16 protein-coding genes and 1 tRNA gene are annotated in these 24,957 nt (G+C 70.2%); 8 read left to right on the top strand and 9 right to left on the bottom strand.

All coding sequences use genetic code 11. From position 1 onward, the window contains the following. Positions 1–19: 19 nt before the first annotated feature. Together IU450_RS16595 and IU450_RS16590 are read right to left on the bottom strand one after the other, a co-directional pair. Positions 20–2,095 carry a serine/threonine-protein kinase gene (locus tag IU450_RS16595; RefSeq protein ID WP_195150668.1) on the bottom strand — a complete coding sequence of 692 codons (2,076 nt, stop codon included), beginning with the start codon at positions 2,093–2,095 and terminating at the stop codon, positions 20–22. Between the two features lie 174 nt (positions 2,096–2,269). Further along, positions 2,270–3,655, bottom strand: coding sequence for a serine/threonine-protein kinase (locus tag IU450_RS16590; protein WP_195150667.1), 1,386 nt, complete (start codon positions 3,653–3,655; stop codon positions 2,270–2,272). Between the two features lie 189 nt (positions 3,656–3,844). On the opposite strand from IU450_RS16590, the gene IU450_RS16585 reads away from it, so the two are divergent. Further along, a complete protein-coding gene (locus tag IU450_RS16585) occupies positions 3,845–4,189 on the top strand; it encodes a hypothetical protein (RefSeq protein WP_195150765.1) in 345 nt (114 codons plus the stop codon). A 34-nt stretch (positions 4,190–4,223) separates the two neighbouring features. Here the strand turns inward: IU450_RS16585 and IU450_RS16580 are convergent, their stop codons facing one another. From IU450_RS16580 to IU450_RS16570, 3 genes are all read right to left on the bottom strand, one after another. Then, positions 4,224–5,447: a YncE family protein gene (locus tag IU450_RS16580; RefSeq protein WP_324197697.1), complete on the bottom strand. Its 1,224-nt coding sequence runs from the start codon at positions 5,445–5,447 to the stop codon at positions 4,224–4,226. 126 nt (positions 5,448–5,573) lie between these two features. Beyond that, positions 5,574–6,908 carry an L-lysine 6-transaminase gene (gene lat, locus IU450_RS16575; RefSeq protein WP_195150666.1) on the bottom strand — a complete coding sequence of 445 codons (1,335 nt, stop codon included), beginning with the start codon at positions 6,906–6,908 and terminating at the stop codon, positions 5,574–5,576. 65 nt (positions 6,909–6,973) lie between these two features. Further along, complete coding sequence (locus IU450_RS16570; protein WP_039796222.1) at positions 6,974–7,426, bottom strand: Lrp/AsnC family transcriptional regulator; 453 nt, start codon at positions 7,424–7,426, stop codon at positions 6,974–6,976. A 112-nt stretch (positions 7,427–7,538) separates the two neighbouring features. On the opposite strand from IU450_RS16570, the gene IU450_RS16565 reads away from it, so the two are divergent. The 3 genes from IU450_RS16565 (at position 7,539) to IU450_RS16555 (ending at position 11,065) form a co-directional block, all read left to right on the top strand. Beyond that, positions 7,539–9,068 carry an aldehyde dehydrogenase family protein gene (locus tag IU450_RS16565; protein ID WP_195150665.1) on the top strand — a complete coding sequence of 510 codons (1,530 nt, stop codon included), beginning with the start codon at positions 7,539–7,541 and terminating at the stop codon, positions 9,066–9,068. Between the two features lie 63 nt (positions 9,069–9,131). Then, positions 9,132–9,208, top strand: a tRNA-Met gene (locus IU450_RS16560). Positions 9,209–9,598: 390 nt separating this feature from the next. Continuing rightward, positions 9,599–11,065 carry a subtype B tannase gene (locus tag IU450_RS16555; protein WP_324197696.1) on the top strand — a complete coding sequence of 489 codons (1,467 nt, stop codon included), beginning with the start codon at positions 9,599–9,601 and terminating at the stop codon, positions 11,063–11,065. A 180-nt stretch (positions 11,066–11,245) separates the two neighbouring features. Here the strand turns inward: IU450_RS16555 and IU450_RS16550 are convergent, their stop codons facing one another. Beyond that, on the bottom strand, positions 11,246–14,719 hold the full coding sequence (locus IU450_RS16550; RefSeq protein ID WP_195150664.1) for an indolepyruvate ferredoxin oxidoreductase family protein: 3,474 nt from the start codon (positions 14,717–14,719) through the stop codon (positions 11,246–11,248). Positions 14,720–15,001: 282 nt separating this feature from the next. On the opposite strand from IU450_RS16550, the gene IU450_RS16545 reads away from it, so the two are divergent. Together IU450_RS16545 and IU450_RS16540 are read left to right on the top strand one after the other, a co-directional pair. Beyond that, positions 15,002–15,481 (top strand): hypothetical protein, encoded by a 480-nt coding sequence (locus tag IU450_RS16545; protein ID WP_195150663.1) that lies wholly within the window; start codon positions 15,002–15,004, stop codon positions 15,479–15,481. A 402-nt stretch (positions 15,482–15,883) separates the two neighbouring features. Beyond that, positions 15,884–17,044 carry a lipase family protein gene (locus tag IU450_RS16540; RefSeq protein ID WP_416382878.1) on the top strand — a complete coding sequence of 387 codons (1,161 nt, stop codon included), beginning with the start codon at positions 15,884–15,886 and terminating at the stop codon, positions 17,042–17,044. Between the two features lie 53 nt (positions 17,045–17,097). Here the strand turns inward: IU450_RS16540 and IU450_RS16535 are convergent, their stop codons facing one another. Genes IU450_RS16535 through IU450_RS16525 form a run of 3 tightly spaced genes read right to left on the bottom strand, consistent with a single transcriptional unit; the run spans position 17,098 to position 19,030 of the window. Next, a complete protein-coding gene (locus IU450_RS16535) occupies positions 17,098–17,934 on the bottom strand; it encodes an SDR family NAD(P)-dependent oxidoreductase (protein WP_195150661.1) in 837 nt (278 codons plus the stop codon). After that, on the bottom strand, positions 17,931–18,434 hold the full coding sequence (locus IU450_RS16530; protein ID WP_195150660.1) for a hypothetical protein: 504 nt from the start codon (positions 18,432–18,434) through the stop codon (positions 17,931–17,933). The genes IU450_RS16535 and IU450_RS16530 overlap by 4 nt, the downstream gene beginning before the upstream one ends. 50 nt (positions 18,435–18,484) lie before the next feature. After that, positions 18,485–19,030 carry a histidine phosphatase family protein gene (locus tag IU450_RS16525; protein WP_233065199.1) on the bottom strand — a complete coding sequence of 182 codons (546 nt, stop codon included), beginning with the start codon at positions 19,028–19,030 and terminating at the stop codon, positions 18,485–18,487. 107 nt (positions 19,031–19,137) lie between these two features. Between IU450_RS16525 and IU450_RS16520 the strand changes: the two genes are divergently transcribed. Both IU450_RS16520 and IU450_RS16515 read left to right on the top strand, forming a co-directional pair. Beyond that, positions 19,138–24,045, top strand: coding sequence for an ATP-dependent helicase (locus IU450_RS16520; protein ID WP_195150659.1), 4,908 nt, complete (start codon positions 19,138–19,140; stop codon positions 24,043–24,045). Between the two features lie 66 nt (positions 24,046–24,111). After that, positions 24,112–24,894, top strand: a complete 783-nt coding sequence (locus tag IU450_RS16515) for an Fpg/Nei family DNA glycosylase (RefSeq protein ID WP_195150658.1) — start codon at positions 24,112–24,114, stop codon at positions 24,892–24,894. Positions 24,895–24,957: the final 63 nt, after the last annotated feature.

The raw sequence follows: 24,957 nt of genomic DNA, 5'->3' as shown, positions 1-24,957 counted from the left end.
CACAGCAGTGCGAAAGCGGTCAGTCGAGGCGGACTCGGACGCCGTTGGACAGCACGAAGTCGTGGAGTTCGAGGTGGCCGGGAGTGACGGTCGCGGGGAGGTCGAAGACGAGCTGCGTGGTCGCGGATTGCCCGGGGCGCAGCTCGAAGGAGTAGCCGAGGCGCTGCTGGGTGTTCTGCCATATCGTGGCGGTGGCGTTGTGGTCGAAGGCAGTGCTCTGCGTGTCCAGCAGGCGCTGGCCAAGGGGAAGGAACCACTTCGTCTCGTCGGAGATGTTGCGCACGGCCAGTGTGACGATCAGGAACGAGCCTGCGGCCGTCTGCAGTCCGACCCGTGACACGCCCGCGTCGACCTTCGTCACGACGAACTCGAACTTGCCGTCGCGAACGGGTGTGCCCACGGCCGGGTCGGGCACTCGATCGTCTCCGGGCGGTCCCGGGTGCTCCACGGCCACCGCCGAAGGCGGCAACGAAGGCCCTGGCGTGCCCGCGTCGCCGGTTCTGCTGCCCGCCGCGATCAACGCGACGCACCCTGCCGCGAAAGCGAAGGGGGCAAGGAAGACGACGACAAGCGCGCCGATCATCTTCGACAGCAAGCTGCGGCGACGCCGCGGCCGTCGGCGCGGGACCGGGACGCGCGGCCGCCGCTGTGCGGACTGCGGATAGCCCGGCCGCTGTACCGCCGGGAAAACCTTCCGCGCCGGTAGACCCGGACTCCGATACGGCGGTACGACCGGACCCGGCTTCGGGGTGAGCACGCGCGACTGCAGCGCGAGAAACCGGCCCTGCCAGCCCGGCTGTCCGCGCCGGGCACTTCCAGCGGCATACGACCCGTTCTGATACCACCGCCGGGGCGCTGAATACGGCTGCCCGGCAAACGGATAACCATTGCCTACCGCACGCTGCGGATCGGAGTATCCCCGCACCGCCGAGCCCGGCTTCGAAACGTGCCCGCCCGGTGCGTAGTTCGGGCTGGGCGCGACCGAAGACCAGTCGAGCTCGGTCGCCACGAGGGTCGGCGTCGGTCCTGGCTGCGGCAACACTTTGGTCGGGTTGGGCGTTTGCCGTGGTTCCGGCTCCGGGTCGAAATGTTCCGGCGTGCCGCCTTCCGCGACAGCGGATTTCGAGTCCGACGGCGAATGCTGCCCCGGTGCGGCTGGATTCGCCGGAACACCGCCGTCGGGCCGATGCGCGTCGCCCCTCTGCGGTGGCACGGCCGCCCCTGTCACCGGCTTTGTCGGCGGACGGAGCGGCATCGGCGGCACCGCTCGCGAGTCAGGCGCGGAAGCGCCGATCGCGGCGCGCGCGGCCGCCGCGAATGCTCCTGCCGTGGAGTACCTTTCGTTCGGCTCCTTCGCCAGTCCGCGCGCGATGACGGCGTCCAGCGCGGCGGGGACGGCGGCGCACACCGCACCGGCTCGTGGCGGCGCCGCCATCAGGTGAGCGTGCATCTGCTGCGCGGGATCGGTGTCGCCGTAGAGCCGGGAGCCGGTGAGGCATTCGTAGAGCACGCAGGCCAGCGAGTAGACGTCGGCGCGCCCGTCCACCGTTCCGCCGAACCGTTCCGGCGCCATGTACGCGAGGGTTCCGATCGCCATGCCGGTGGTGGTCACGGCCGTCCGGCCGAGGGCGTGCGCGATACCGAAGTCGATCAGGTAGGTGAAGCCGCTGGGATGGACGACGATGTTCGACGGTTTGACGTCGCGGTGCACCAGTCCGGCCCGATGCGCCACGTCGAGCGCGGCGGCGACGTGCCCGATGATGCCGACCGCCACGGCCGGTGGCATCGGCCCCTCGGCCGCCAGCTTGCCCGCCAGGTCGTCGCCCTCGACGAATTGCATGTCGATGTAGAGCCGCCCGTCGATCTCGCCGAATCGGTGGATTCTGGGTACATGCGGGTCGCGCAACCGCGCCACCGCCTCGGCCTCGCGCTCGAATCGCTTGCGGTATCCACCGCCGGCCGCCAGGTCGGCGGGCAAGAGTTTCAACGCCACCCGCCGTGCCGCCACCGTGTCGTACGCCAGCCACACCTGGCCCATGCCGCCCTTGCCGAGCAGCCGTTCCAGCCGGTAACCCGCGAATCGCACCTCCCCCATCGCGAACCTCCAGTCACCGTCGACGTCTGGTCGGCCCGGCCTCCACCGCGGAGCGGACAACGCGAATCAGCAGATCACCGCGGGAATACCGAAGACGTGGCCTCTTTCGGAGCGTAACCCCACCCCGCGTCACGCACCACTGTGTGCTGGGCGACAGTCACGCGACGGTCCGGCCTACTTGTTCGGTTTGGGCTTGTCCCTGCCGTTGCCCTGGTTCGAATGGCCGGGCTTGCCCCGGTCGCGCTTGTCGTCCGAGCCCTGCTGCCCGGAGTCGTTCGCGTCGCCTTCGGCGCTCCCCGTTGCGACGCCGGTGGAGGCCGCCACCGCGGGCAGCCAGCTCGCCCGGCCCGCCACCAACGGCGTACAGGTCAGCACGAGGCCGTCGACGGTGACGCTGTGCACGTCCACCGCCGGGTCGCACGGCTGCCCCGCGCCGGGCAGGACCAGCAGAGGCGCGGAGATGGGCACCGGTGGGGCCGGGGCATGCGACGGCAGCACCGGTTGCGCGGCGGCTTCCTGCTTCGAAGACGGAATCGGCGAGTCGTCCGGGCCCGCGACGGCCACCTCGGGCCTGCCGAGCCACAGTGTCCCGGCGACCGCCACGGCGAGCGTTCCGAAAGCCGCCAGCGCGAGGCGCGGGCCGATGGACGCCCGCGCCCGGGGCGGGCCACCGGTGCGGGCCCTCCAGCGCGGTGGCGGCAGCACGGCGGTCGGCACCGACGACGACAGCTCGACCGTCGTCGCGTCACGGCCGGTCACGGCCGCGTACCCCACGGACGCCAGCTCCCCCGCACTGGACCACCGCCGAGCGGGGTCTTTCGCCATGCCGCGCGCGATCACCGCGTCCAGTTCCGGCGGCACGGCCGGATTCAGCGCGGACGCGAGCGGCGGGGTTTGCATCAGGTGGGCGCGCAACAGGCGCGGCGGATCGCCGCCGTCGAACGGCCTGCGCCCGGTGAGGCACTCGTACAGGACGCAGGCCAGCGAGTACTGATCGGACCGAGGTCCCGCCGTGCCGTCGAACCGCTCCGGCGCCATGTAGGCCAGCGTGCCCACCACGTTGCCGGTGGCGGTGATCGAGGGCTGGTCGCTGCGGTGCGCGGTGCCGAAGTCGATCAGGTAGACCGTGCCGTCCGGCGTCACCATGATGTTGGAGGGCTTGACGTCGCGGTGTACCAGGCCCGCGCGATGCGCGATATCGAGGGCGGTGGCCGTCTGCGACACGATCTCGATCGCGCGCTCGGGCGCCAGCCGCCCCTCGCGACGCAGCAGTGCGGCCACGTCCGAGCCTTCGATGTATTCCATATCGATGTACAGGCGGCCGTCGAGTTCACCGAAGGAATGGATCGACACCAGGTGCGGCCCGCGTACCTGGGCGGCGAGCCGAGCCTCTCTGGTGAATCGCTGCCGGAATCTCGTATCCGCCGCGTACCCGGCGGCCAGTACCTTCAGTGCGACGGTACGGCCGGCTGTGGTGTCGTGCGCGAGCCAGACTTCGCCTGTGCCGCCGCTGCCCAGCAACCGGTCGAGGCGGTAGTGGCCGAACCATAGCTCGTCCATATCGATAGAACCTCCCGCTAGCCTTTTCCGCATGATCGAGCTACCCGAAATTCACGTCCGCACCGCGGAAAGCGCAAAAGCGACGTCGCGGCCATCCGATCATGTCGCAGCGAGGCCGCTCGGCGTCGGGGAATTCGCGGGTGCGCTGGTCGCGGTACCGGGCAGCGAACACGGAACGGGCGAGTGCTGATGGAACCGATCGAGATCAATGCGGGCGCCTGGTATCTGCGCGCCCTGCGCGCCGACGATCGCATCGATGACCGCCCCGCCCTGGCGGCGGGCGGCATCACCGAACCGGACTACGTGGCCCGGCGCACTGCGGGCTGGGCGGAGGAGACGCACTTCTCCTGGGCGGTCTGCGAACCGACTACCGCAGAACTGGTCGCCGAGATCGGGGTGACGCCCGCAGGTGACGGCACCGCGAACGTGCGCGGATGGGCACGCCCGGGCTACGAAGCCGCTCTGGACGCCGGGCTGGGATCCGTACGCCGCTTCGTCGAAGGCGGTTTGGGGCTGCGCCCGGTCACGTCCTGACCGGCGCGCAGGGGTTGCGGTGGCACCGGCGGGTTCAGCGCATGACGCCGGTGTGCCCGGTCGAGTAGCGTCCGGGCTGCGGCCAGATGGTGAGTCCGTGCGGTCCTCTGCCGACGGGGATGCGCGCCAAGAGTTGCCAATTGACGATGTCGATGGCGTACACCTCGCCGTGATGACGGCCGGACGCCCAGAAGACGCGCCCGTCGGCGGAGATGTTGCCCATGTCGGGACTGCCGCCGCCCGGCACGAACCACTTGTACACCAGCCCCTTCGCCGCGAAATCCCACACCGAGACGCTGCCTTCGTGCCGGTTGGTGATGAGCATCCGGGTGGAGTCGCGAGTGACGTAGAGCCCGTGGGTCCCCTTGCCGGTCGGCACGAATCCGGTGTTGTCGAAGGTGTGCGCGTCGAAGAGGTAGACGCCGTCGGCGGCCATGTCGGCGACGAAGAAGGTGTGCCCGTCCGGCGACAGCTTCACATCCTGCGGCTTGCCCGAGCGGCCGCCGGGCAGGTCGATCATCTTGACGATCCTGCGTTCGGCCACGTCGAAAGCCAGCATCCGGCCGATGAATTCGCACGAGGCCAGGGCGAAGCGACCGTCGGCGGTGAAGTCCATGTGGTCGACGCCCGCGCAATCGGGCACCGCCAGGGCGTGCGTCTTCTGCCAGGTGCGCGGGTCGTAGAAGTCCAGCGACTTGTCCGCCTCCGCGACGACCAGCGCGTACCGGCCGTCCGGCGTGTAATACATGTTGTACGGATCGCGGACGGGAAAGGGTTCGCCCGGCTTGCCGGTCCGCGGATCGATCGGAAGCAGGCTGCCGCCGCCCAGCGGCATGTCGTTGGTGACGTAGAGCGTCTGCATGTCGTAGGACGGCACGACGTGCTGCGGCTCGAACCCGCCCGCGGGGAAGGTGTCGATCACCCGGAAGGTGTCCGGATCGATCACCGAGACCGTGTTCGACTGGCTGTTGGGCACGTAGACCAGCGGGCGGTGGTCGGCCACGGTGGGGCTGAACTCGCGGTTGGCCGCGTACACGTCGGTCGGTGAGAGCGGCGGCGGCATCCCGGGCAACAGATCGGTCATGTGCGGCGGGAACACATCGGTGGTCGGTGCGGCCACGGTGGTCGCGGCGGCCTGGCTTCCCTCGGTGTCCACCGTGCCTGCGTCACTGGCGGCGCAGCCCACCACGGCGGACAGCACGACGAGCGGGACCACGAGGTGCGGCGCGCAGCATCGGTACGTGCGCTGTCGGTTCACGCGCCGCACCTGCTCGGGGAGTGGTGAAGACGAGAGGACATGGCTGCGAAGCCTAGGAGGTGGATCCGGGATTCCGGTGGACCCCGCGCCGGGGGCCACCGGAATGCCCGGATCATCCTGTTCGGGCTATTCGAGGCTGGTCAGCACCCTATCGAGCGCGTCGACGGCCTCGTCCAGCTCGGCGCCGGTGACCGTGAGCGGGGGACGGAACCGGATGCCTCGCTCACCGGTGCCGAGGATCAGCACGTGCTCGCGCTCGCGCAGCGCGGTGAGCACCTCGTCGCGCAGCCGGGACGACGACAGCGTGATCGCGCACATCAGTCCGCGCCCGCGCGGCTCGCTGACATCGAGGCGGCGGGCGGCGAGCGCGCCCAGCCGGTCGAGCAGGTGCGCACCCAGCGGGCGGGACCGTTCGATCAGCTCGTCCCGCTCGAGCACCTCCAGGATGCGCCTGCTGCGCACCATGTCGGCGAGGTTGCCGCCCCAGGTCGAGTTGAGCCGGGAGCTGACCGCGAAGACGTTGCCGGGCACCTCGTCCACGCGCCCGCCCGCCATGACGCCACACACCTGAGTTCGCTTACCGAAAGCGACGACGTCCGGCTCCAGGCCGAGTTGCTGGTAGGCCCAGGTGGTTCCGGTCATGCCCACGCCGGTCTGCACCTCGTCCAGCACGAACAGCGCGTCGTTCTCGTGACACAGCTGCTGCACGGCTTGCAGGAACCGCGGGCGCAGATGCCGGTCGCCGCCCTCGCCCTGGATCGGCTCGGCGATGAAACACGCTATGTCGTGCGGACTTTCCTCGAATGCCCGCCGCGCTTGGGCGAGCGCGCACGCCTCCGCCTCCTCGACGTCGAAGGCGTCGGTGAGGTAGGGCGACTTGATGCGGGGCCAGTCGAACTTCGGGAAACGCGCGGTCTTCACCGGATCGGTGTTGGTGAGCGACATCGTGTAACCGGTGCGGCCGTGGAACGCCCCGGTCAGGTGCAGCACCTTGGTGCCGAGTTCCGTTTCGCGGCCGTGTGATTCGTTGTGCCTGCTCTTCCAGTCGAATGCGACCTTGAGGGCGTTCTCCACCGCGAGGCCGCCGCCGTCGATGAAGAACAGGTGCGGCAGCCGCGGATCACCGAGCACCCGCACGAACGTCTCGACGAAGCGGGCCATCTCGACGGTGTAGATGTCGGAATTGCTGGGCTTGTTCAGTGCCGCGGTGAGCAGTTCGGCACGGAACTGCGCGTCCTCGGCCAGGGCGGGATGGTTCATGCCCAGCGCGTTGGAGGCGAAGAAGCCGAACATGTCGAGGTAGGAGCTGCCGTCTCGTTCGTCGACGAGACGGCAGCCGCGGGACCGGTTGAGGTCGAGAACCAAGTCGAAGCCGTCGGCCAGGATGCTCGCCGACAAGATCTCACGAACCCGGGCAGCGGGGGTGACCGCCGGGCGGGTGCGTTCCAGTTCGATGGTCACGCCCCTGAGGGTACGTAAAAATTTACGGAACCTCTACAACAAAACGGATTAATTACGAGCAAACCCTACCTGTCATAGAATGTCTGCAAGATGATGGTGCTTCGGGTTCGCACGTTGGCGGTGGCTCTGATCTCCTGGAGCAACTGCTCGAGGTGCCGCGGGGACGCCACTCGCACCAGCAGGATGTAGCTCTCCTCGCCGGCCACCGAGTGGCACGCCTCGATGCCGGGGATGTGCTGCAGGACCGCGGGAGCGTCATCGGGTTGCGACGGGTCGAGAGGAGTGATCGCGACGAATGCCGACAGCAGTTGGCCGAGCGCTTCGGGATCGACGTGCGCGGTATACCCGCGGATCACACCGCGTGCCTCTAATCGGCGGACCCGGGACTGCACCGCGGACACCGACAGACTCGCCTTCTCCGCCAGGTTCGACAGGGTGGCCCGTCCATCGGCCATCAGTTCACGAATCAGCAGGCGATCGATGTCATCGAGTACGGGTCTTGCCGGTGTATCCGCCATCAGCGAAGGCTAACTCAGCCGACCCGCCTCGTGTCCGAAACCTGACCTCCATCCTCCCGCTATGTGGGACAGACACGCCGCGACGCGGCCGAAAGGTACGGCGGAACAACACATGACCGAGGTACTCGACGACCAGACCACCCAGCGCCTCGCCGCCCGCGCGGAGGCGGCGCTGCGCGAATTCGCCGCGGGTCCACCGGAACCCGGCGACCTGCCCGCGCGCACTCCGATCACCGGAGGGCAGCTGATGACCCTGCGGTCCAGCTCGCTCACCGAGGTCGACGCCGCGATCGGACGGGCCGCCACCGCGTTCCGAGCCTGGCGCGGCGTTCCGGCGCCCGTCCGGGCCGCGGTCGTGCGCAGGCTGGGGCAGCTGCTCACCGCGCACAAGAGCGACCTGGCCGAGCTGGTCACGCTGGAGGCGGGCAAGATCCCCGCCGAGGCCGCGGGCGAGGTGCAGGAGATGATCGACATCTGCGAATTCGCCGTCGGCCTGTCCCGCCAGCTGTACGGCCACACCATGCCCTCGGAGCGCCCTGGCCACCGGCTGATGGAGACCTGGCATCCCCTCGGCGTGGTCGGGGTCATTTCCGCGTTCAACTTCCCGGTCGCGGTCTGGGCGTGGAACACGGCGATCGCGCTGGTCTGCGGCGACACCGTGGTGTGGAAGCCCTCCGAGACGACGCCGCTGACCGCGCTGGCCTGCCACGCGCTGCTGCGGCGCGCGGCAGGCGAAGCCGGCGCGGATCCCGAAGTGCATCAACTGATCCAGGGCGGCAGCGACGTCGGGGCGCGACTGGTCGACGACGAACGAGTGCCGTTGGTCAGCGCGACCGGCTCGGTGCGGATGGGGCGGCTGGTCGCACCGCGGGTGGCCGAGCGGCTCGGGCGCTGCCTGCTGGAACTCGGCGGCAACAACGGCGCGATCGTCACCGCGTCCGCCGACCTGGATCTCGCGGCGCGGGCCATCGTGTTCGCGGCGGCGGGCACGGCCGGGCAGCGGTGCACCACGCTGCGGCGGCTGATCGCGCATCGTGACGTCGTCGGCCCGCTGCTGGATCGGCTGGAGCGGGCGTACCGGCAACTGTCCGTAGGCAATCCGCTCGACGAGGGGGTGCTGGTGGGGCCCCTGATCGACGGGAAGGCCTACACCGGGATGCGCGCCGCGCTGGACAAGGCGGTGACCGACGGCGGCGAACTGGTCTGCGGCGGCGAGCGAGTCGAAGGGTTCGGCGACGACGCCTACTACGTGCGGCCCGCCATCGTGCGCATGCCCGCGCAGACCGCCGTGGTGCGGGAGGAGACCTTCGCACCGATCCTCTACGTGCTCACCTACGACGACTTCGACCGCGCGATCGCCCTGCACAACGAAGTGCCGCAGGGCCTGTCGTCGGCGATCTTCACCACCGACCAACGCGAGGCCGAACGCTTCCTCGCCGCCGACGGGTCCGATTGCGGCATCGCCAACGTCAATATCGGCACCTCCGGCGCCGAGATCGGCGGCGCCTTCGGTGGCGAGAAGCAGACCGGCGGCGGACGCGAATCCGGCTCGGACTCCTGGAAGGCCTACATGCGGCGAGCCACCAACACCGTCAACTACTCCACCGAACTGCCCCTCGCCCAGGGCATCGAATTCGGCTGAGCCACCCCGCCCCACCAGGCGATTCGGTGTTCGCACCCACCCTGTGTAGTGTTATCCGTACGACGCGGGGTGGAGCAGCTCGGTAGCTCGCTGGGCTCATAACCCAGAGGTCGCAGGTTCAAATCCTGTCCCCGCTACCAGAGGGCCCGGGTCGGCGGTTCACACCGCCGACCCGGGCTATTTCTTTTGCCGCCGTCGCGATCGCCCGGTGCGACACCCGCGCTGCCCGCCCGGCGGCCGTCACGCGGTGCCGGCGTTCGACCCATGATCGGCAGTTCCTTCGGCGCGCTCGACCCACGCCCGGTTGCCTCCGAGGCCCCTCCCGCACACCGGCACGGTAGCCAGCAAGTGGCTGATTTGGTCTCTCACCGCTTCGCGCAGCCGGAGATATGCGCGAATGAGTGACTCCGCGCCGCTATTCTTCGATATCGGCTGACTGATCGCCAGATGAGACGTTTCGACGCAAGTTCCAGCGACGCCGTCGCGGCCCGCGATGCCCGCGGTTTGCCACGAACGCGAAGGAGAGAGCCGTGCAGCGCAGAGCGATGCTCAAGGGATGTGCGGCGGCCGTCGCCGTGCCGATGTTTGCCACGGCCTGCGGCGTGCTGGACGGCGATGCGAAGGCGGTGGACGAGCTGGCCTTCGACCCCGACGCGTTCACAACGGAGAAGAAGACGGTCGCCACCTTCGATCGCGACAAAGAGGTGACATATCGCCGCTACGCGGAGGTTGTCTATGTCGCGAAACCGGTCGACAAGGCGTACCAGAGTCTGAACGTCAGCGTGCCCGTCGAGATCGATGGCCGCTCCGTCGACGCGAGCAAGGCGCCCATCCTCTTCAGCAACTCCGTCGCGGGATATCTGTCGTCGTCGGTGACGAACGGCGAACCGGAGGACGGGGGTGATCGGACCAGGAACCAGGATCTCGCCTTGGCGGCGGGTTACGTCGTCGTCGACTCCGGCGCTCGCGGCCGCGACCTGGTCGACCCGGACGGCACATACTACGGCGTGGCGCCGGCCGCCATCGTGGATCTGAAGGCCGCGGTCCGGTACCTGCGGCACAACTCCAGCCGCGTGCCGGGGAACACCGACCGGATCGTGGCCACCGGGGTCAGCGCGGGCGGAGCGCTGGCCGCCTTGCTCGCCGTGTCCGGGGACAGCCGGATGTACGACCGGTATCTCGCCGAACTCGGCGCGGCGGACGCCGGCGATGTCGTCTTCGCCGCGGCCCCTTACTGCCCCATCACGGATCTCGAACACGCGGACATGGCCTACGAGTGGAATTGGGGCGCGAACCCGTTGCGCTCGGGGGCACTCGACGCCGTGGCCTCACGCGACCTGAGCGCGGCGTTCACCGGCTACCAGGCTTCGCTGGAACTACAGGGCCGGAACGGATTCGGGCGCCTCACTGCCGCAAACTACGGCGACTATCTCGTGCGGACCTACCTGGAACCGGCGGCGACCGAGTACTTGACCGCGCTGCCGGACGCCGACCGCTCGAGCTACCTGGCGGACAACACGTGGATCACGTGGGCGGGTGATCGGGCGGAGTTCACCTGGCCGGACTGCCTCGCGCACGTCGGTGAGCGAAAGAAGGGCGTGCCCGCGTTCGATGCCTTCGACCTGTCCTCGGGCGAGAACAACGAGTTCGGTGGCGGAACCGTCAAGGCCAGGCACTTCACCCTGTTCAGCCTGCGGCGAGCGACCGGCGACCCCGGCGCGCGACTCGACAGCGACCTGCCCGAGAAGATCAGCATGATGAACCCCATGTTCTTTCTCCGACAGCGCAATCCCGCCCGAGCGAAGCACTGGTGGATCCGCGTCGGCACCAAGGACACCGATACGTCGCTGACGATCGTGGGCAATCTCGCCGCGAGCCTGGAGAATCTGGGCGCCGACGTCGACGCCGCGATGTACTGGGACGCGGGGCACGGCAGCAACGAGGACGCCGCGGATTTCATCGCGTGGATCGGCAAGGTGACCGGTTACGCCGGGTGAGTCGTTCGCGAACCGGCCATCACACACGCGGGCCGATGGGCCACCACGCGGCATCGAGATCGGATCACGAGCCCGAGGACTGGCGGCCACGCCGGTATCGCCTGCCCGGGCCGTGCTTCTCGTCTGCGACGGCGACCAGTGACCGACCGGCGTCCGGGCGACGCGGCGTGCGGTACCCCGTCACCATCGCGGCGGCTCGATACCGAGTTCCCGCAGGCGTTCGGCGTACAGCGCGACGTTGGCGAGCTTGATGTCCTCGTATCCGCGCACCACGTCGGCGAGAGCCGCCGCCTGTACGGCGCGGTCGTAGCCCGATCGGTCCAGCATGTCGGCCAGGTTCGTCACCATCCCGGTGTAGTGCGCGCGCAGATCGCGTTCCACGCGTCGCACGTGCGCGTAGCCGAACGGATCGAACGCGGTGCCGCGCAGTAGCTTTCCCTTGGCCAGCAAGCGGAGGGCGAAGTGGCTGCCCGGCCGCATGCCGATCTTCTTCTTCCGTCCCATCGCGCGCAGGAGCGGCGGGTGCAGCCGGTAGGTGAGGTTCGCCCCCTCGGGGACCTGTGCGGCGACCTCGGCCAGGAAGGCCGGGTCGGTGAGTCGTCGCGCCACCTCGTACTCGTCTTTGTAGGCCGTGAACTTGTACAGTCCGCGCGCCACCTGCTCGCTGAACTCGGTACGGTCGGTCACCCGGCGCTCGGCCTCCCAGATACGTTGCACCGTGGCGACGTAGTCGCGCGCCACCGCCGCGCTCTGGAAACCGATCAGCTCGACAGCCCGCAGTTCGGTCAGGCGCCGCGTCTCTCCCGTCGCGGTCAACCCCTCGAACAGGTCCGCGGGTATCTTCACCGCAGCTGCGGCCGCCGGGCGGCGCGTGGTCGCGGCGGCGAACTCCTCCGGCCGGGCGATCGCCACCCGACCCCAGCGGAAGGCCGCGAGGTTGGCCTCCACGGCCACTCCGTTGATCGCGATGGCCTCTTCGATCGCGGTACCCGGCAACCGCAGGCCGCCGAGCTGGTAGGCGGCGCCCACCAGCAGGAAGTTCGCGGCGGCGGTGTTGCCGAAGAGGGCCTGCGCGGCGGCCAGGGCGTCGAAGGACCGCACCGAGCGCGAGACCTTCGCCAAGCGCTCCAGCAGCATCGCCTCGTCGGGATGGACGACCGACTTGTCGTAGACCATGTCGCCGGTCGGGGTCCTGCTGGTGGAGGCGACCGACACGGTGGTCGTGACGCGGCCGTAGGCCAGGTTCTTGTTGTCGGTGGCGGCCAGCAGGTCGAAGGCCACGATGCAGTCGGCGGAGGCGGGGGCCAGCCGGTTGGCGGGCTCCAGCGCGTGCACGGCGAAACGCAGGTGCGAGACCACGGGTCCGGCCTTCTGGCTCATGCCGATCTGGTCCAGGCTCGCCACCTCGTACCCGGCTCGCATCGCGGCGGTCGCCAGCACCTGGTTCACGGTGACGATGCCGGTGCCGCCGATGCCCGCGAGGAAGACGTTCTGCGTGGTGGTCGGCGGTTCGTGCACGAGTTCGGGCACTTGCGGCGGTTGCGGCCTGCGCTGCGCCTGGCGCGGCTTCCGCTTCGCCGGGTCGGGGAGCTCCACCGTGACGAACGAGGGGCAGTCGCCGGCGAGGCAGCTGTAGTCGGTGTTGCACGAGGTCTGGTCGATCCGGGTCTTGCGCCCGAATTCGGTGTCCACCGGCTGCACCGACAGGCAATTGCTCTGGACGCCGCAATCACCGCAGCCTTCGCACACCGCCTCGTTGATGACCACCCGAGTGCGGCGCACCGGAAGGGCGCCCCGCTTGCGCTGCCGCCGTGCGTCGGCCGCACAGTGCTGGTCGTAGATCAGCACTGTGACGCCGGGGATCTCGCGCAGCGCGCGCTGCGCTTCGTCGAGGCGGTCGCGATGCCACAGCAGGGTGCCGGGAGCGAGATCGCGCTTGCGGTAGCGCTGCGGCTCGTCGGCGCAGACGATGATCCGGCGGACGCCTTCGACGGTGAGCTTGTGGGTGAGCATCGGCACCGTGAGCGCGCCCTCCGCGTGCTGCGCGCCCGTCATCGCGACGACGTCGTTGTGCAGCAGCTTGAACGTGATGTTCACCCCCGCCGCGACGCACGCCTGCACGGCGAGCTGACCGGAGTGGAAATACGTGCCGTCGCCGATGTTCTGGAACAGATGCGGTACGTCGGTGAACGGGGCCTGGCCGATCCACTGCGCGCCCTCGCCGCCCATCTGGGTCAGCCCGGTGACCTTGCTGTCGGCGCGGCCGGACATGGTCACCAAGGTGTGACAGCCGATGCCACCGCCCGCCAGTGAGCCGTCCGGGACAGCGGTGGAGCGGTTGTGCGGACAGCCGCTGCAGAAGTAGGCCGCGCGCTTGGCGGGCAGCACCGACAGCGAGAGCGGCTGCGGCAGGGCGCGTTTCAGCGCGACGTGACCGTCGAGCACGCGGCGCAGCGGTGCGGCGATCCGCCCGGAGGTGAGTTCGCCGTCGCTGCCGAACAGCGAGCGGCCCGCGCCGTCGCGCTTGCCGACGATCTCGGGCGCGCCCGGGGCGCCGTACAGGATGTCGCGGATCTGGGTCTCGAGGAAGGCGGTCTTGTCCTCCACGACGATCAGACGCGTGAGTCCGGCGGCGAACTGCCGGACCCGTTCGGGCGCCACCGGATACGGCATCCCGATGCGCAGCAGGCGGATGCCCGCCTCGTGCAGCGCGTCGTCATCCACGCCGAGGTCGATCAGCGCTTGACGGACCGCGTCGAAGGTGGTTCCGGCGGCGGCGATGCCGATCGTGGCGCGCGCCGGGTTCACCTCGATCACGTCCAGCCCGTTACGCGTGCTGTAGGCCCGCACCAGCTCCCAGCGCGGACCGTAGAGATCCGCCTCGGCGAGCAGGCTGTCGGCCGGAGCGGCCATCGGACGCTGCCGGTAGCGGAAGGGCGCGCCCTCCCAGTCGATCTCGGGGACGACGATGTCGATGTCACCCACCGAACCGTCGACGGTCCATGCGCCGTCGGCGACGTCGGCCACGATCTTCAGCGCCACGAGACAGCCGGAGGCGCGCGACAGGGCCACGCCGTGCAGGCCCATGGTGATGATCTCGCGGGCGTTGCGCGGGAACAGCACCGGGATGTTCAGCGCCGCCAGCGAGCGCTCGCTCACCGCGGGCACGGTGGAGGACTTCGACGCCGGATCGTCGCCGACCAGCAGCAGGACGCCGCCGCGCGGGTTCGCGCCGTACATGTTGGCGTGGCGCAGGGCATCGGTCGCGCGGTCCAGGCCGGGGCCTTTGCCGTACCAGACACCGACAACGCCGTCGTGGGTCGCGGCGCCCGCGGGCAGCACCGCCTGACTACCCCACACCGAGGTCGCGGCCAGTTCCTCGTTCAACCCCGGCACGAACGAGATGTCGTGCTCGGCGAGGACGTCCGGCATTCCGGCCAGCATCTTGTCGACACCGCCGAGCGGACTGCCCTGGTATCCGGAGACGAACGTGCCGACCCGCGAACCGGCGCGCAGATCGCGAACGTGCTGCTCGACCAGCTGCCGGGCGATGGCCTGGACGCCGGTGAGGACGACGGTCCGCGAACCGACGCGGTAACGGTCGGCAAGGTCGTAGGGGGCTGCGATCAGATCGCGGTCGGCGAGCTCGGTCATACAGATCCACCCGTCCCTCGGCGCCGGTCCGGCGCTTCGCCTCGTTGAGCACTTGTTGCCGATATCGTGTCCCTGAAGAACTGAACGCACAACCTTGATGTGTGAAGTTGAGCAATCTGCGCAATCAAAAAGCCTTCCAATGGGCACGACCTACGCAGAGTGCGAGGTCTGTGTGACGGCGCGCACACCAGCGCGTCGAGCGATCGGCATCCGGCGAGCCGGTCCCGTGCCACACCGCGATACCTCCGCCGCACCCGCACCCAGCTGTGTGAAGGTGGAGGGATGGCATTGCTCAGGAGGGGCACGGCGATCCTCGCCGCCATCGCGTTCGGGGCGCTGTCCGCGTGCGGGCAGCAGGCGGACCCGGCCGACCCCTCCACGCCGGATCAGGCCGCGGGAGCGGCGCCCGGGACGCGGGCCGACCCTGGCCCCCGGCGCTACGCGGGCGGAACGATGGTCGTCATCCCGCAGGCGGCGGATCTGGAACCCAGTTCGGCGATGCCCTTCTCGGAGTACGACGTCGAAGACGGCACCGACAAGCTCGCGATCCACATACCGGGGCCGGTCGGCTGCCCGAGCATCGGGTTCACCGCGCGGGTGGAGGAATCCGCCGACCTGGTGAACGTGCGGCTGATCCGCGGCCTGCATCGGGGCATGCCGCCGTGCCAGGGCGCGAACCCGGAGCAGAAGCGCGAGTATGGTGTGGTGGTCGTCGATCTGGAACGCCCGCTGGGCGATCGGACGGTGCTCAGCTTCGCATGAGCCGCGCGGCACGGGGGCGAACCGGTGGGCGGCCGGGCAGGCCACCGCCTTTAGTGATCTTGTCGAATCGCGGGCAACGGGCTTTGTGAATTGTCCTGTTCGCGAGCATCGATGCGGCGTTCCGCCCGGTCAGGCGTTATCTTCGCAGCGGATGGTGCCGCCTTCGCGGCTACCGGCGGTCCCGGAGTCGAAGGAGGTGCGCCAGTCCGCCGCGATCGGCTCCGGCCGCTCCGGCGGCGGTTCCTTCTGCTCTGTCCCGCAGTGAACGACGTTCGCTGCGGCTTTCCGTGTAGTGCCGGTCTGTCCGGTGCGTCGACGCCGCGGCGGGCCCGCCAGGCCGGTGCGCCGGTGACGGCTGACTTTCGAAGGAAAACCGTGTCCAGAGTTCCGTTCAGGTTTGCGATCTTGCTGGTGAGTATCGTCTCGCTCGGCCTGCTCGGCCTGCCGGCAACGGCTCAGCCGTTGTATCCCACCCCCGATCCTGATTTGTTCTACTCCGCGCCGTCCGACCTGGCGGCGTTCGCACCCGGCGACGTCGTGCGGACCCGCAAGATCGACACCGGTCTCTACGTAGGGACCGAGGGCTGGCAGGTGGCGTTCCGGTCCACCAACTCCCAGGGCAATCCCGTCATGGGCATCACGACGGTCCTGCTACCCGCCGGGGTCAAGAACCCGCCGCTGGTCTCCTACCAGGCGCTGATCAATTCGCTGGGCACCCAGTGCAACCCGTCGCGCTCGCTGTTCAACGGTGAACTGCAGGACGCGGTCGGCGCGATGCTGCCCATCGGACGCGGATGGGCGATCTCACTGCCCGACTACCTGGGCCCGACTTCCGCCTACGGCGCCGCGCGCCTGGCCGGCATGATGACGCTGGACAGCGTGAAGGCCGTGCGCAAGGTCGCCGAACTCGGCCTGTCCCGGTCTCCCGTCGCCATCGCGGGCTATTCCGGCGGCGGCATGGCCACCGCGTGGGCCGCCGCGATGCAACCCACCTATGCGCCGGATCTGCAGCTCGCGGCCGCCGTGGCCGGTGGCATTCCCGCCGACATGGAGGAGATGGCGATGTCGCTGGGCTTCGACCCGCATCCCGGGTTCGGCCTCGCCTTCGCCGCGGCCATGGGACTGGAGCGGGAATACCCGGACCGGCTGCCGATCTCGGATCAGCTCAACGAGAACGGCTTGTGGTTCCGGGAATTCACGCACGACGCGTGCAGGCGATTCCTGCTGTTCCACGGCGCCTTCCGCAGCGCCGAGCAGATGGCGGCGACCAAGAGCCTGATGGACAGCCCGGAGGCGCACGCCGTTCTGCGGGAGAACAGCCTGCGGTACTTCGACGGCGTACCGACCGTGCCGACCTATCTGTGGCAGGGCCGCTTCGACACGCTCACCTTCTACCGGCCCGTCGCCGAAGTCGCCGACCGGTACTGCAAGGCAGGCGCGCCGGTGCAGTTCCACACCGTCGACATCTCCGAGCACATGACCGCGGCGGTCGCCGGATTCGCCGACGCGTGGAACTACGTCGAGGCCAGGTTCCGCGGCGAACCCGCCTCGACGACCTGCTGATCGCACACCCAACGCGGCCCGGGAGATGTTCTCCCGGGCCGCTTTTCGTTCGGTCAGTCGATGGAGCGCACTTCTCGCTCGTACGCCGCGCGAGTCCGCTCGTCGGCCGGGCGCAAGGCGCGATCACCGTCGAAGAGGCTGCGGACCAGGCGCACCGCGCGTTCCGGCGCGGCGGCCAGCGCGATGTCCACCGGGCCGAGGTAGCTCGGCACGGCCACTTCGGCTCTGCGGGTGGCGCAGGTGCGCAGGATGGCGGCGGCGACGTCCTCCGGGTCGACCGTCGGCATGCCGTGGCCGAGCCGCAATCCCGAGGAGAGGCGGGTCCGCACGGCCGACGGCAGAACGCAGCTGACGCTGACGCCCTGCCCGGCGAATTCCAGACGGGTCGCCGCCGAGAGACCGACAGCCGCGAACTTGCTCGCGTTGTAGACGGCCAAACCGGGGATGGGGACCTTGCCCGCCAGGGAAGCGACGTTGACGATATGGCCGCGGCCGCGCTCGATCATCCCCGGTGCGACGGCCCGCATGCCGTGGATGAGACCCCAGACGTTGATGTCCAGCGTTGCCCGGCCGACCGCGTCCGGCTCCTCCAGGAACGCCCCGGCGGGCATGACACCCGCGTTGTTGATCAGGACGTCGACTCCGCCCACGGCCGCGACGACCGCGTCCCACTGGTCGCGCGAACGCACGTCGAGCTCGAACGCGCTCGCCCCGATCTCGGCGGCGGCCGCTTCGGCGGCGGGTTTGTCCACGTCCGCGAGCACGACCTGCGCTCCTTTCGCGGCGAACGCCGCCGCGGTGGCCCGGCCGATGCCGCGGCCGCCGCCGGTGATCAAAACTCTGGCCTCGCGCAGGTCGATGCCGGGGTAGCCGGATCCGGTGATTCTCATACGAAGGCTCCTCGTTCGAGTGCGCGCCGGGTACTGCGCAGGCTGTGTTCGAAAGTGGCGAGACGACGGCGGCCGTCCATGAAGTTGGGGCCCATCACCGCGAGATCGTCGGCCGTGGCGCCCCGGAAGGGCAGTCCGCTCGCGGCGGCCAGGAGCGCCTGCCCCGGTTCTCGGCTCCGCAGCGACAGCCGGGGCGAGCCGAGTCGCGGGCGCGGCAGCGGCGGAAAGCGGCCGGGCTCGCAGGCCCGGTGTTCGCGCAGGATGGGATCGGCCGACGCGCCACGCTGCGCGGCCACCAGGTCGTCGACCGAGACGCCGCTGCCGAGCAGCGTCACCGTCTCCGCCCCCGCCGAGGTGCCGAGCAGCACGTCCGCTTCGCGCGGATCCCAGTCCAGCACGTCGCGGGCGGCGGCGCGCGCGGCGACGATCCACGCGGCTCCCACGGTGCCACCGCATCCGATGGCCAGGCCGCGCCGTTGCGACCCATTGTTGTTACCCATAGTCTCAGACACTAGCCCGACTCGGCGCGACCGCGCGATGCGCCGGAGCGTCAGGCCGTGAAGTGCAACGTCCATTCGCCGCGATAGTGCAGGCGGGTGACGCTGCCGGGCGGGATATCGATGCGCCAGAAGGATTTCGGCGGCGCGTCCAGCGTCACCAGCAGCGCGGCCCTGATGATCGCCGGGTGGGTCACCGCGATGGTGGAGACGGCCTGCGCGGCGACCTCGGCCATCCAGGACCTGGTCCGTCCGATCACGTCCACCACCGACTCGCCGCCGTGCCCGCGGAAGGCCGGGTCGGTGAGCCAGGCGTACAGCTCGTCCTGGGGCACCGACATCAGTTCACCGCCGCGCCAGGCGCCCGCGTCCAGGTCGCGCAGCCGGTTGTCCTCCTCGCCCGGCAAACCCAGCAGCGCGGCGGTCTCCACCGTCCGGCGCTCCGGCCCGGTGAGCACCCGGGGAGCGGTGAGTGGTCCACACCCTGCCATCGCACGCCGGCCTGCCTCGGTGAGCGATTCGTCCACCGGGAAACGTGCCTTCCGCATCGCCTCGGTCATCCCATGGCTGACCAGGTCGAGTCTGAGCACTTTTTGCACCTGTGGAAGCGTACGGCCCGGCGTCGGCGGCTGTCGTTCGATTGCTCCGGCTTCGCTCGCGAAACGGTACGGGCGTGCTTGTCGGTGGGCCGGTGCACACTGAATCCATGGCCCAGTTCTCCCGCGCCACCCAGGAGTGGTTCGACGGCGCGTTCCCCGCGCCGACCTCCGCTCAACTCGGAGCGTGGCGGGCGATCGCGGCGGGCGAGCACACGCTCGTCGTCGCCCCGACCGGGTCCGGGAAGACGCTCTCGGCGTTCCTCTGGGCGATAGACCAGCTGGCCGCCCGGGAGCAGCGGCCCGAACAGGCCGGTACCTCCGTGCTGTACGTGTCCCCGCTGAAGGCGCTCGCGGTGGACGTGGAACGCAACCTGCGGGCGCCGCTGGTCGGCGTCACGCAAACCGCCAAGCGCCTGGGGCTGGAGCCGCCGGAGATCACCGTGGGCGTCCGTTCCGGCGACACCAGCGCGTCCGATCGGCGGTCCCTGCTGCGCACCCCGCCGGACATCTTGATCACCACCCCCGAGTCGCTGTTCCTCATGCTCACCTCGGCGGCCAGGGAGACGCTGCGGAACGTGCGCACGGTGATCGTGGACGAGGTGCACGCGATCGCCGGTTCCAAACGCGGTTCGCACCTGGCGCTGTCGCTGGCCCGGCTCGACCTGCTGACCGAGCGGCCCGTTCAGCGCATCGGGCTGTCGGCCACCGTCCGGCCACCGGAGGAAGTCGGGCGATTCCTGGTCGGCAACGCGCCGATCACTCTGGTCGCACCGCCCGCACCGAAGACGTTCGACCTCTCGGTGCGGGTGCCGGTGGCGGACATGACCGAGCCGGGCGAGTCCGATCAGCCGGGGTCGATCTGGCCGCACGTGGACGAGGCCATCGTGGACCTGGTGCTCGAGCACCGGTCCTCGATCGTGTTCGCGAATTCCCGCAGGCTGGCCGAGCGTCTCACCGCACGGCTGAACGAGGCCTACGCCGCGCGGCTCGGCGAGCCGGTGGAGGTCGAGCACAAGCCGCCCGCCCAGCTCGGCGCGTCCACCGAGGTGATCCACGGCGCCGGGCCCCTGCTGGCGCGAGCGCACCACGGTTCGGTCAGCAAGGAGCAGCGCGCGCTGATCGAAGACGATCTCAAGAGCGGGCGGCTGCGCTGCGTCGTCGCGACCAGCAGCCTGGAACTCGGCATCGACATGGGCGCGGTCGACCTGGTGGTCCAGGTGGAGGCGCCGCCCTCGGTGGCCAGCGGATTGCAGCGGATCGGGCGGGCCGGGCACCAGGTCGGCGAGATCTCGCGCGGGGTGATCTTCCCGAAACATCGCACCGACGTCGTCCACTGCGCGGTGGCCTCGCAGCGGATGACAGCGGGACAGATCGAGGCGATCCAGATCCCGGCGCACCCGCTGGACATCCTCGCGCAGCAAACCGTCGCCGCGTGCGCGCTGGACCCGGTCGAAGTCGACGCGTGGTTCGAGGTGGTGCGCGGCACCGGGAGTTACGCGGCACTGCCGCGCTCGGCCTACGAGTCGGTGCTGGATCTGCTGTCCGGGCGCTATCCGTCCGACGAGTTCGCCGAGTTGCGTCCCCGGCTGGTCTGGGACCGCGACGCGGGGACGCTCACCGGACGGCCCGGCGCGCAACGCCTTGCCGTCACCTCGGGCGGCGCGATTCCCGATCGCGGCATGTTCGCGGTGTACATGGTGGGCGAGAAGGCGTCCCGGGTCGGGGAGCTCGACGAGGAGATGGTCTACGAATCGCGAGTCGGCGACGTGTTCGCGCTCGGGGCGACGAGCTGGCGGATCGAGGAGATCACCTTCGACCGCGTGCTGGTGACGCCCGCGTTCGGGCAGCCGGGCCGGTTGCCGTTCTGGCACGGCGACGGGCTCGGGCGGCCTGCCGAACTCGGCGCGGCACTGGGCGAGTTCGTGCGCACCGTCGCACAGGACCGGGCCGCCGAAACGGCCGCTCCGGCGAGCAGGAAGACGTCCCGGCGCGACGGCGGTGCGCCGTCGAAAACGTCACGCGCGCAGCGACATGACGGGGCCGAAACGGCCGTCGAGCGCGGATCGCGCGATGTTCCGGTCCCGGAGCGCGTCGCGGGACTCCTGCGCTCCGCGGGCCTGGACGACAACGCGACCGCCAATTTGCTCACCCTGCTGGACGAACAGCGCACCGCGACGGGGCATCTGCCCACCGATCGCACCCTCGTGGTGGAGCGGTTCCGCGACGAACTCGGCGACTGGCGGCTGGTGCTGCACTCGCCCTACGGCCTCCCGGTGCACGCGCCATGGGCGCTGGCCGTCGGAGCGCGGCTGCGCGAGCGGTTCGGCGTGGACGCCGCGCCGAACGCTTCCGACGACGGCATCGTCGTGCGCCTGCCCGACACCACCGACTACCCGCCCGGCGCCGAACTGTTCGTCTTCGAGTCCGACGAGATCGATGACGTCGTCACCGAGCAGGTGGGCGGCTCGGCGCTGTTCGCCTCCCGGTTCCGCGAATGCGCCGCGCGCGCACTGCTGCTGCCGCGCCGCGATCCCGGCAAGCGCGCTCCGCTGTGGCAGCAGCGCCAGCGCTCGGCCCAGCTGCTCGACGTGGCGCGCAAGTTCCCCGCGTTCCCGATTCTGCTGGAGACGGTGCGCGAGTGCCTGCGCGACGTCTACGACCTGCCGTCGCTGCGCGAGCTGCTCGGCCGGGTGGGGCGGCGCCAGGTACGGCTGGTCGAGGTGGAGACGGCGACGCCGTCACCCTTCGCGAACGCCCTGCTGTTCGACTACATCGGGCAGTTCATGTACGACGGCGACAGCCCGCTGGCCGAGCGGCGCGCCGCCGCGCTCTCGCTCGACTCGGGGCTGCTCGCCGAGTTGCTCGGCCGGGTCGAGCTGCGCGAACTGCTCGACGCCGCGGTCATCGAGCAGACCGAGCGGGAGCTGCAACGGCTCACCCCCGAGCGGCACGCGCGCGACGCCGAGGGTTTGGCGGACCTGCTGCGGCTGCTCGGCCCGCTCACCGCCGCCGAGGCCGCCGAACGCAGCGACGAAGACCCCACCGCCTGGTTCGAGAGCCTGGTAACCACACGGCGGGCACTCCACGTTTCCTTCGCGAACCGCTCCTGGTGGGTCGCGGTGGAGGACGCGGCCCGGCTGCGTGACGCGCTGGGAGTACCGCTGCCGATCGGCACGCCCTCGGCGTTCATCGAGCCGGTGGCCGATCCGCTCGGCGATCTGATCGGCCGCTACGCCCGCACGCACGGCCCGTTCGGCACGGAGGCGGTAGCGGCTCGGTTCGGTCTCGGCACCGCGGTCGCCGCGACCGCGCTGCACCGGCTCGTAGCCGAGAAACGCGTGGTGGAAGGTGAATTCACCCCTGGAGCAGCCGGGTCGGAATGGTGTGACGCGCAGGTGCTGCGCCGGCTGCGCCGCCGGTCGCTCGCCGCCGCCAGGCACGAGGTCGAGCCGGTCTCGACCGCCGCGTTCGGACGCTTCCTGCCGTCCTGGCAGCACATCGGCAGCGGCGAGCTGCGCGGCGTCGACGGCGTGGCGACCGTCGTGGAACAGCTTGCCGGCGTGCCGATTCCGGCCTCCGCCTGGGAATCGCTCGTCCTGCCCGCGCGGGTGCGGGACTACACCCCCGCCATGCTCGACGAACTCATGGCGACCGGCGAGGTGATCTGGTCCGGGCACGGCGCCATCACCGCCAAGGACGGCTGGATCGCGCTGCACCCGGCCGAGCAGGCGCCGTTCACGCTGGCGCCGCCGGACCGGATCGACCTCACGGACGTGCAGCTTCGGCTGCTCACCGCACTCGGCGCGACCTTCGTGCCGTGGACGCCGCCCGGCCCAGAGCAGACCGTGCCGGATCGAGCGCCGGTGCCGTTGGACGAGCCGGATCCGCCGCCCGGCAGCGCGGTCGACGGTCACGGCACGCACCGGCGATCCGCCGAGGCAGCCGGTCACACCGGCGGGGCTGCCACTCCCAACGGATCCGGGCCGGATGGCGGCCGACGGTCACCGGTCGACTCGGAATCAACGGCCGCCGTGGGACATCCGATCTCCGGCACCCCGCCGGAACGGCTGATCCCGGTGCCCCAGAGCGGCGGGGCCTACTTCTTCCGGCAGCTCTCGGACGCCACCGGCCTGCTCGATGACGCCGCGGTGGCCTCCGCACTGTGGGAATTGGCCTGGGCGGGCATGGTCGCCGGGGACACGTTCGCACCGGTGCGGGCGCTGCTGTCCGGCACGACCCGGACCACCACGGCCCATCGCACTCCCCGGCGCGCCCCCCGGGGCCGCGCCTACCTGCCCCGCCCGAGCATGCCCACCCGTTCCGGTCCGCCCTCGGTCGCCGGGCGATGGTCGCTGCTGCCCGAGCGGGTGTCGGACAACACGGTGCGCGCACACGCCACCGCCGATCTGCTGCTGGAGCGATACGGGGTGCTGACCAGGGGCTCGGTGCAGAACGAGGGCGTCCCCGGCGGGTTCGCGCTGATGTACCGGGTACTCACCGAGTTCGAGGACCGCGGTCGTTGCCGCAGGGGATATTTCGTCGACTCGCTCGGTGGCGCCCAGTTCTCCACCACCGACGTGGTGGACCGTTTGCGTTCCTTCGATACCGAACGCGCCCGTCCCGAGTCCAGGCAGCCGACCGGCACCGTGCTGGCGCTGGCCGCGTGCGATCCCGCGAACCCGTACGGCGCCGCGCTCGCCTGGCCGAAGAGCGACGTCGAGGGCGGGCATCGCCCCGGCCGCAAAGCCGGGGCGCTGGTGGTGCTCGTCGACGGCGAACTCGTCCTCTATCTGGAACGGGGCGGCAAGACCCTGCTCACCTTCACCGAGGACCCAGAGGCCCGCCGCGCCGCCGCCGCGGCGCTCGCCGATCTGGTCCGCCGCCGCCGGGTGGACTCGCTGGTGATCGACCGCGTCAACGGAGACACCGTGCACGGCAACACCTTCGCCGTATTCCTCACCGAAGCGGGCTTCTCCGCCACGCCGCGCGGACTCCGTCTGCGGAGCCGCCCGTGAGTACCGACCTCGGGGGCCTCCGGCGCGGACGAGGCCGGGAAGCGAATGGGGCGCCGGGGCTGCCGTATGCCTGAGGGAGACACCGTCTTTCTGGCCGCCAAGCGGCTCCGCGCCGCGCTGGAAGGCAAAGAGCTGACGCGCAGTGATTTTCGGGTACCTCGCTATGCGACGGTGGACCTGCGCGGACAGGTGGTCGAGAGCGTCGGCAGCTACGGCAAGCACTTGTTCATCCGGACGCCGATCGTGAGCGTCCACACTCATCTGAAGATGGAGGGTAGCTGGCGCGTGTTCCATTGCGGACAGCGCTGGACCAAGCCCCGCGTCGCCGCCCGGGTCGTCTTGAGCACTGCGGACGTCGAGGCAGTCGGGTTCTCCCTCGGCACCGTCGAAGTGGTGCGCGTGCGCGACGAACACCGGGTCGTCGACCATCTCGGGCCCGATCTACTGGGGCCGAATTGGGATGCCGCGGAGGCCGTACGGCGATTGGAGCGCTACCCCGACCAGACCATCGGCGTTGCCCTGCTCGACCAGCGCAACCTCGCCGGGATCGGCAATGTCTTCCGCAGCGAGGTGTGTTTCCTGCGCCGCGTCCACCCCGCGACGAAGGTCGGCGACGTCCCCGACCTGCTGGCACTGGTGAACGAGGCGCACCGCATTCTGACCGAAGCGGCCGCGAAACCACCGCGACGACCTCTGGCCTACGGCCGCACCCACCGTCCGTGCCCGCGCTGCGGCACGCCGCTCGCCGCCGACCTGCTCGGTGACACCGCGCCCGATTACGACCGCGTGGTGCAACGAGAACGCGGCATCTTCTTCTGCCCCCGGTGCCAGCCGGTCCCCGCCGGCTGACCCGCGACGAGCCAAAAGCCGCTCCGCCCTTGACGAGTCACTCCCGCCCCACCTAACTTACAA

This window comes from Nocardia abscessus, from assembly GCF_015477775.1.
GTDB classification, from domain to species: Bacteria; Actinomycetota; Actinomycetes; order Mycobacteriales; family Mycobacteriaceae; genus Nocardia; species Nocardia abscessus_A.
Note: the sequence above shows the minus strand (reverse complement) of the source record. Positions and strands in the feature narration are given on the sequence as shown.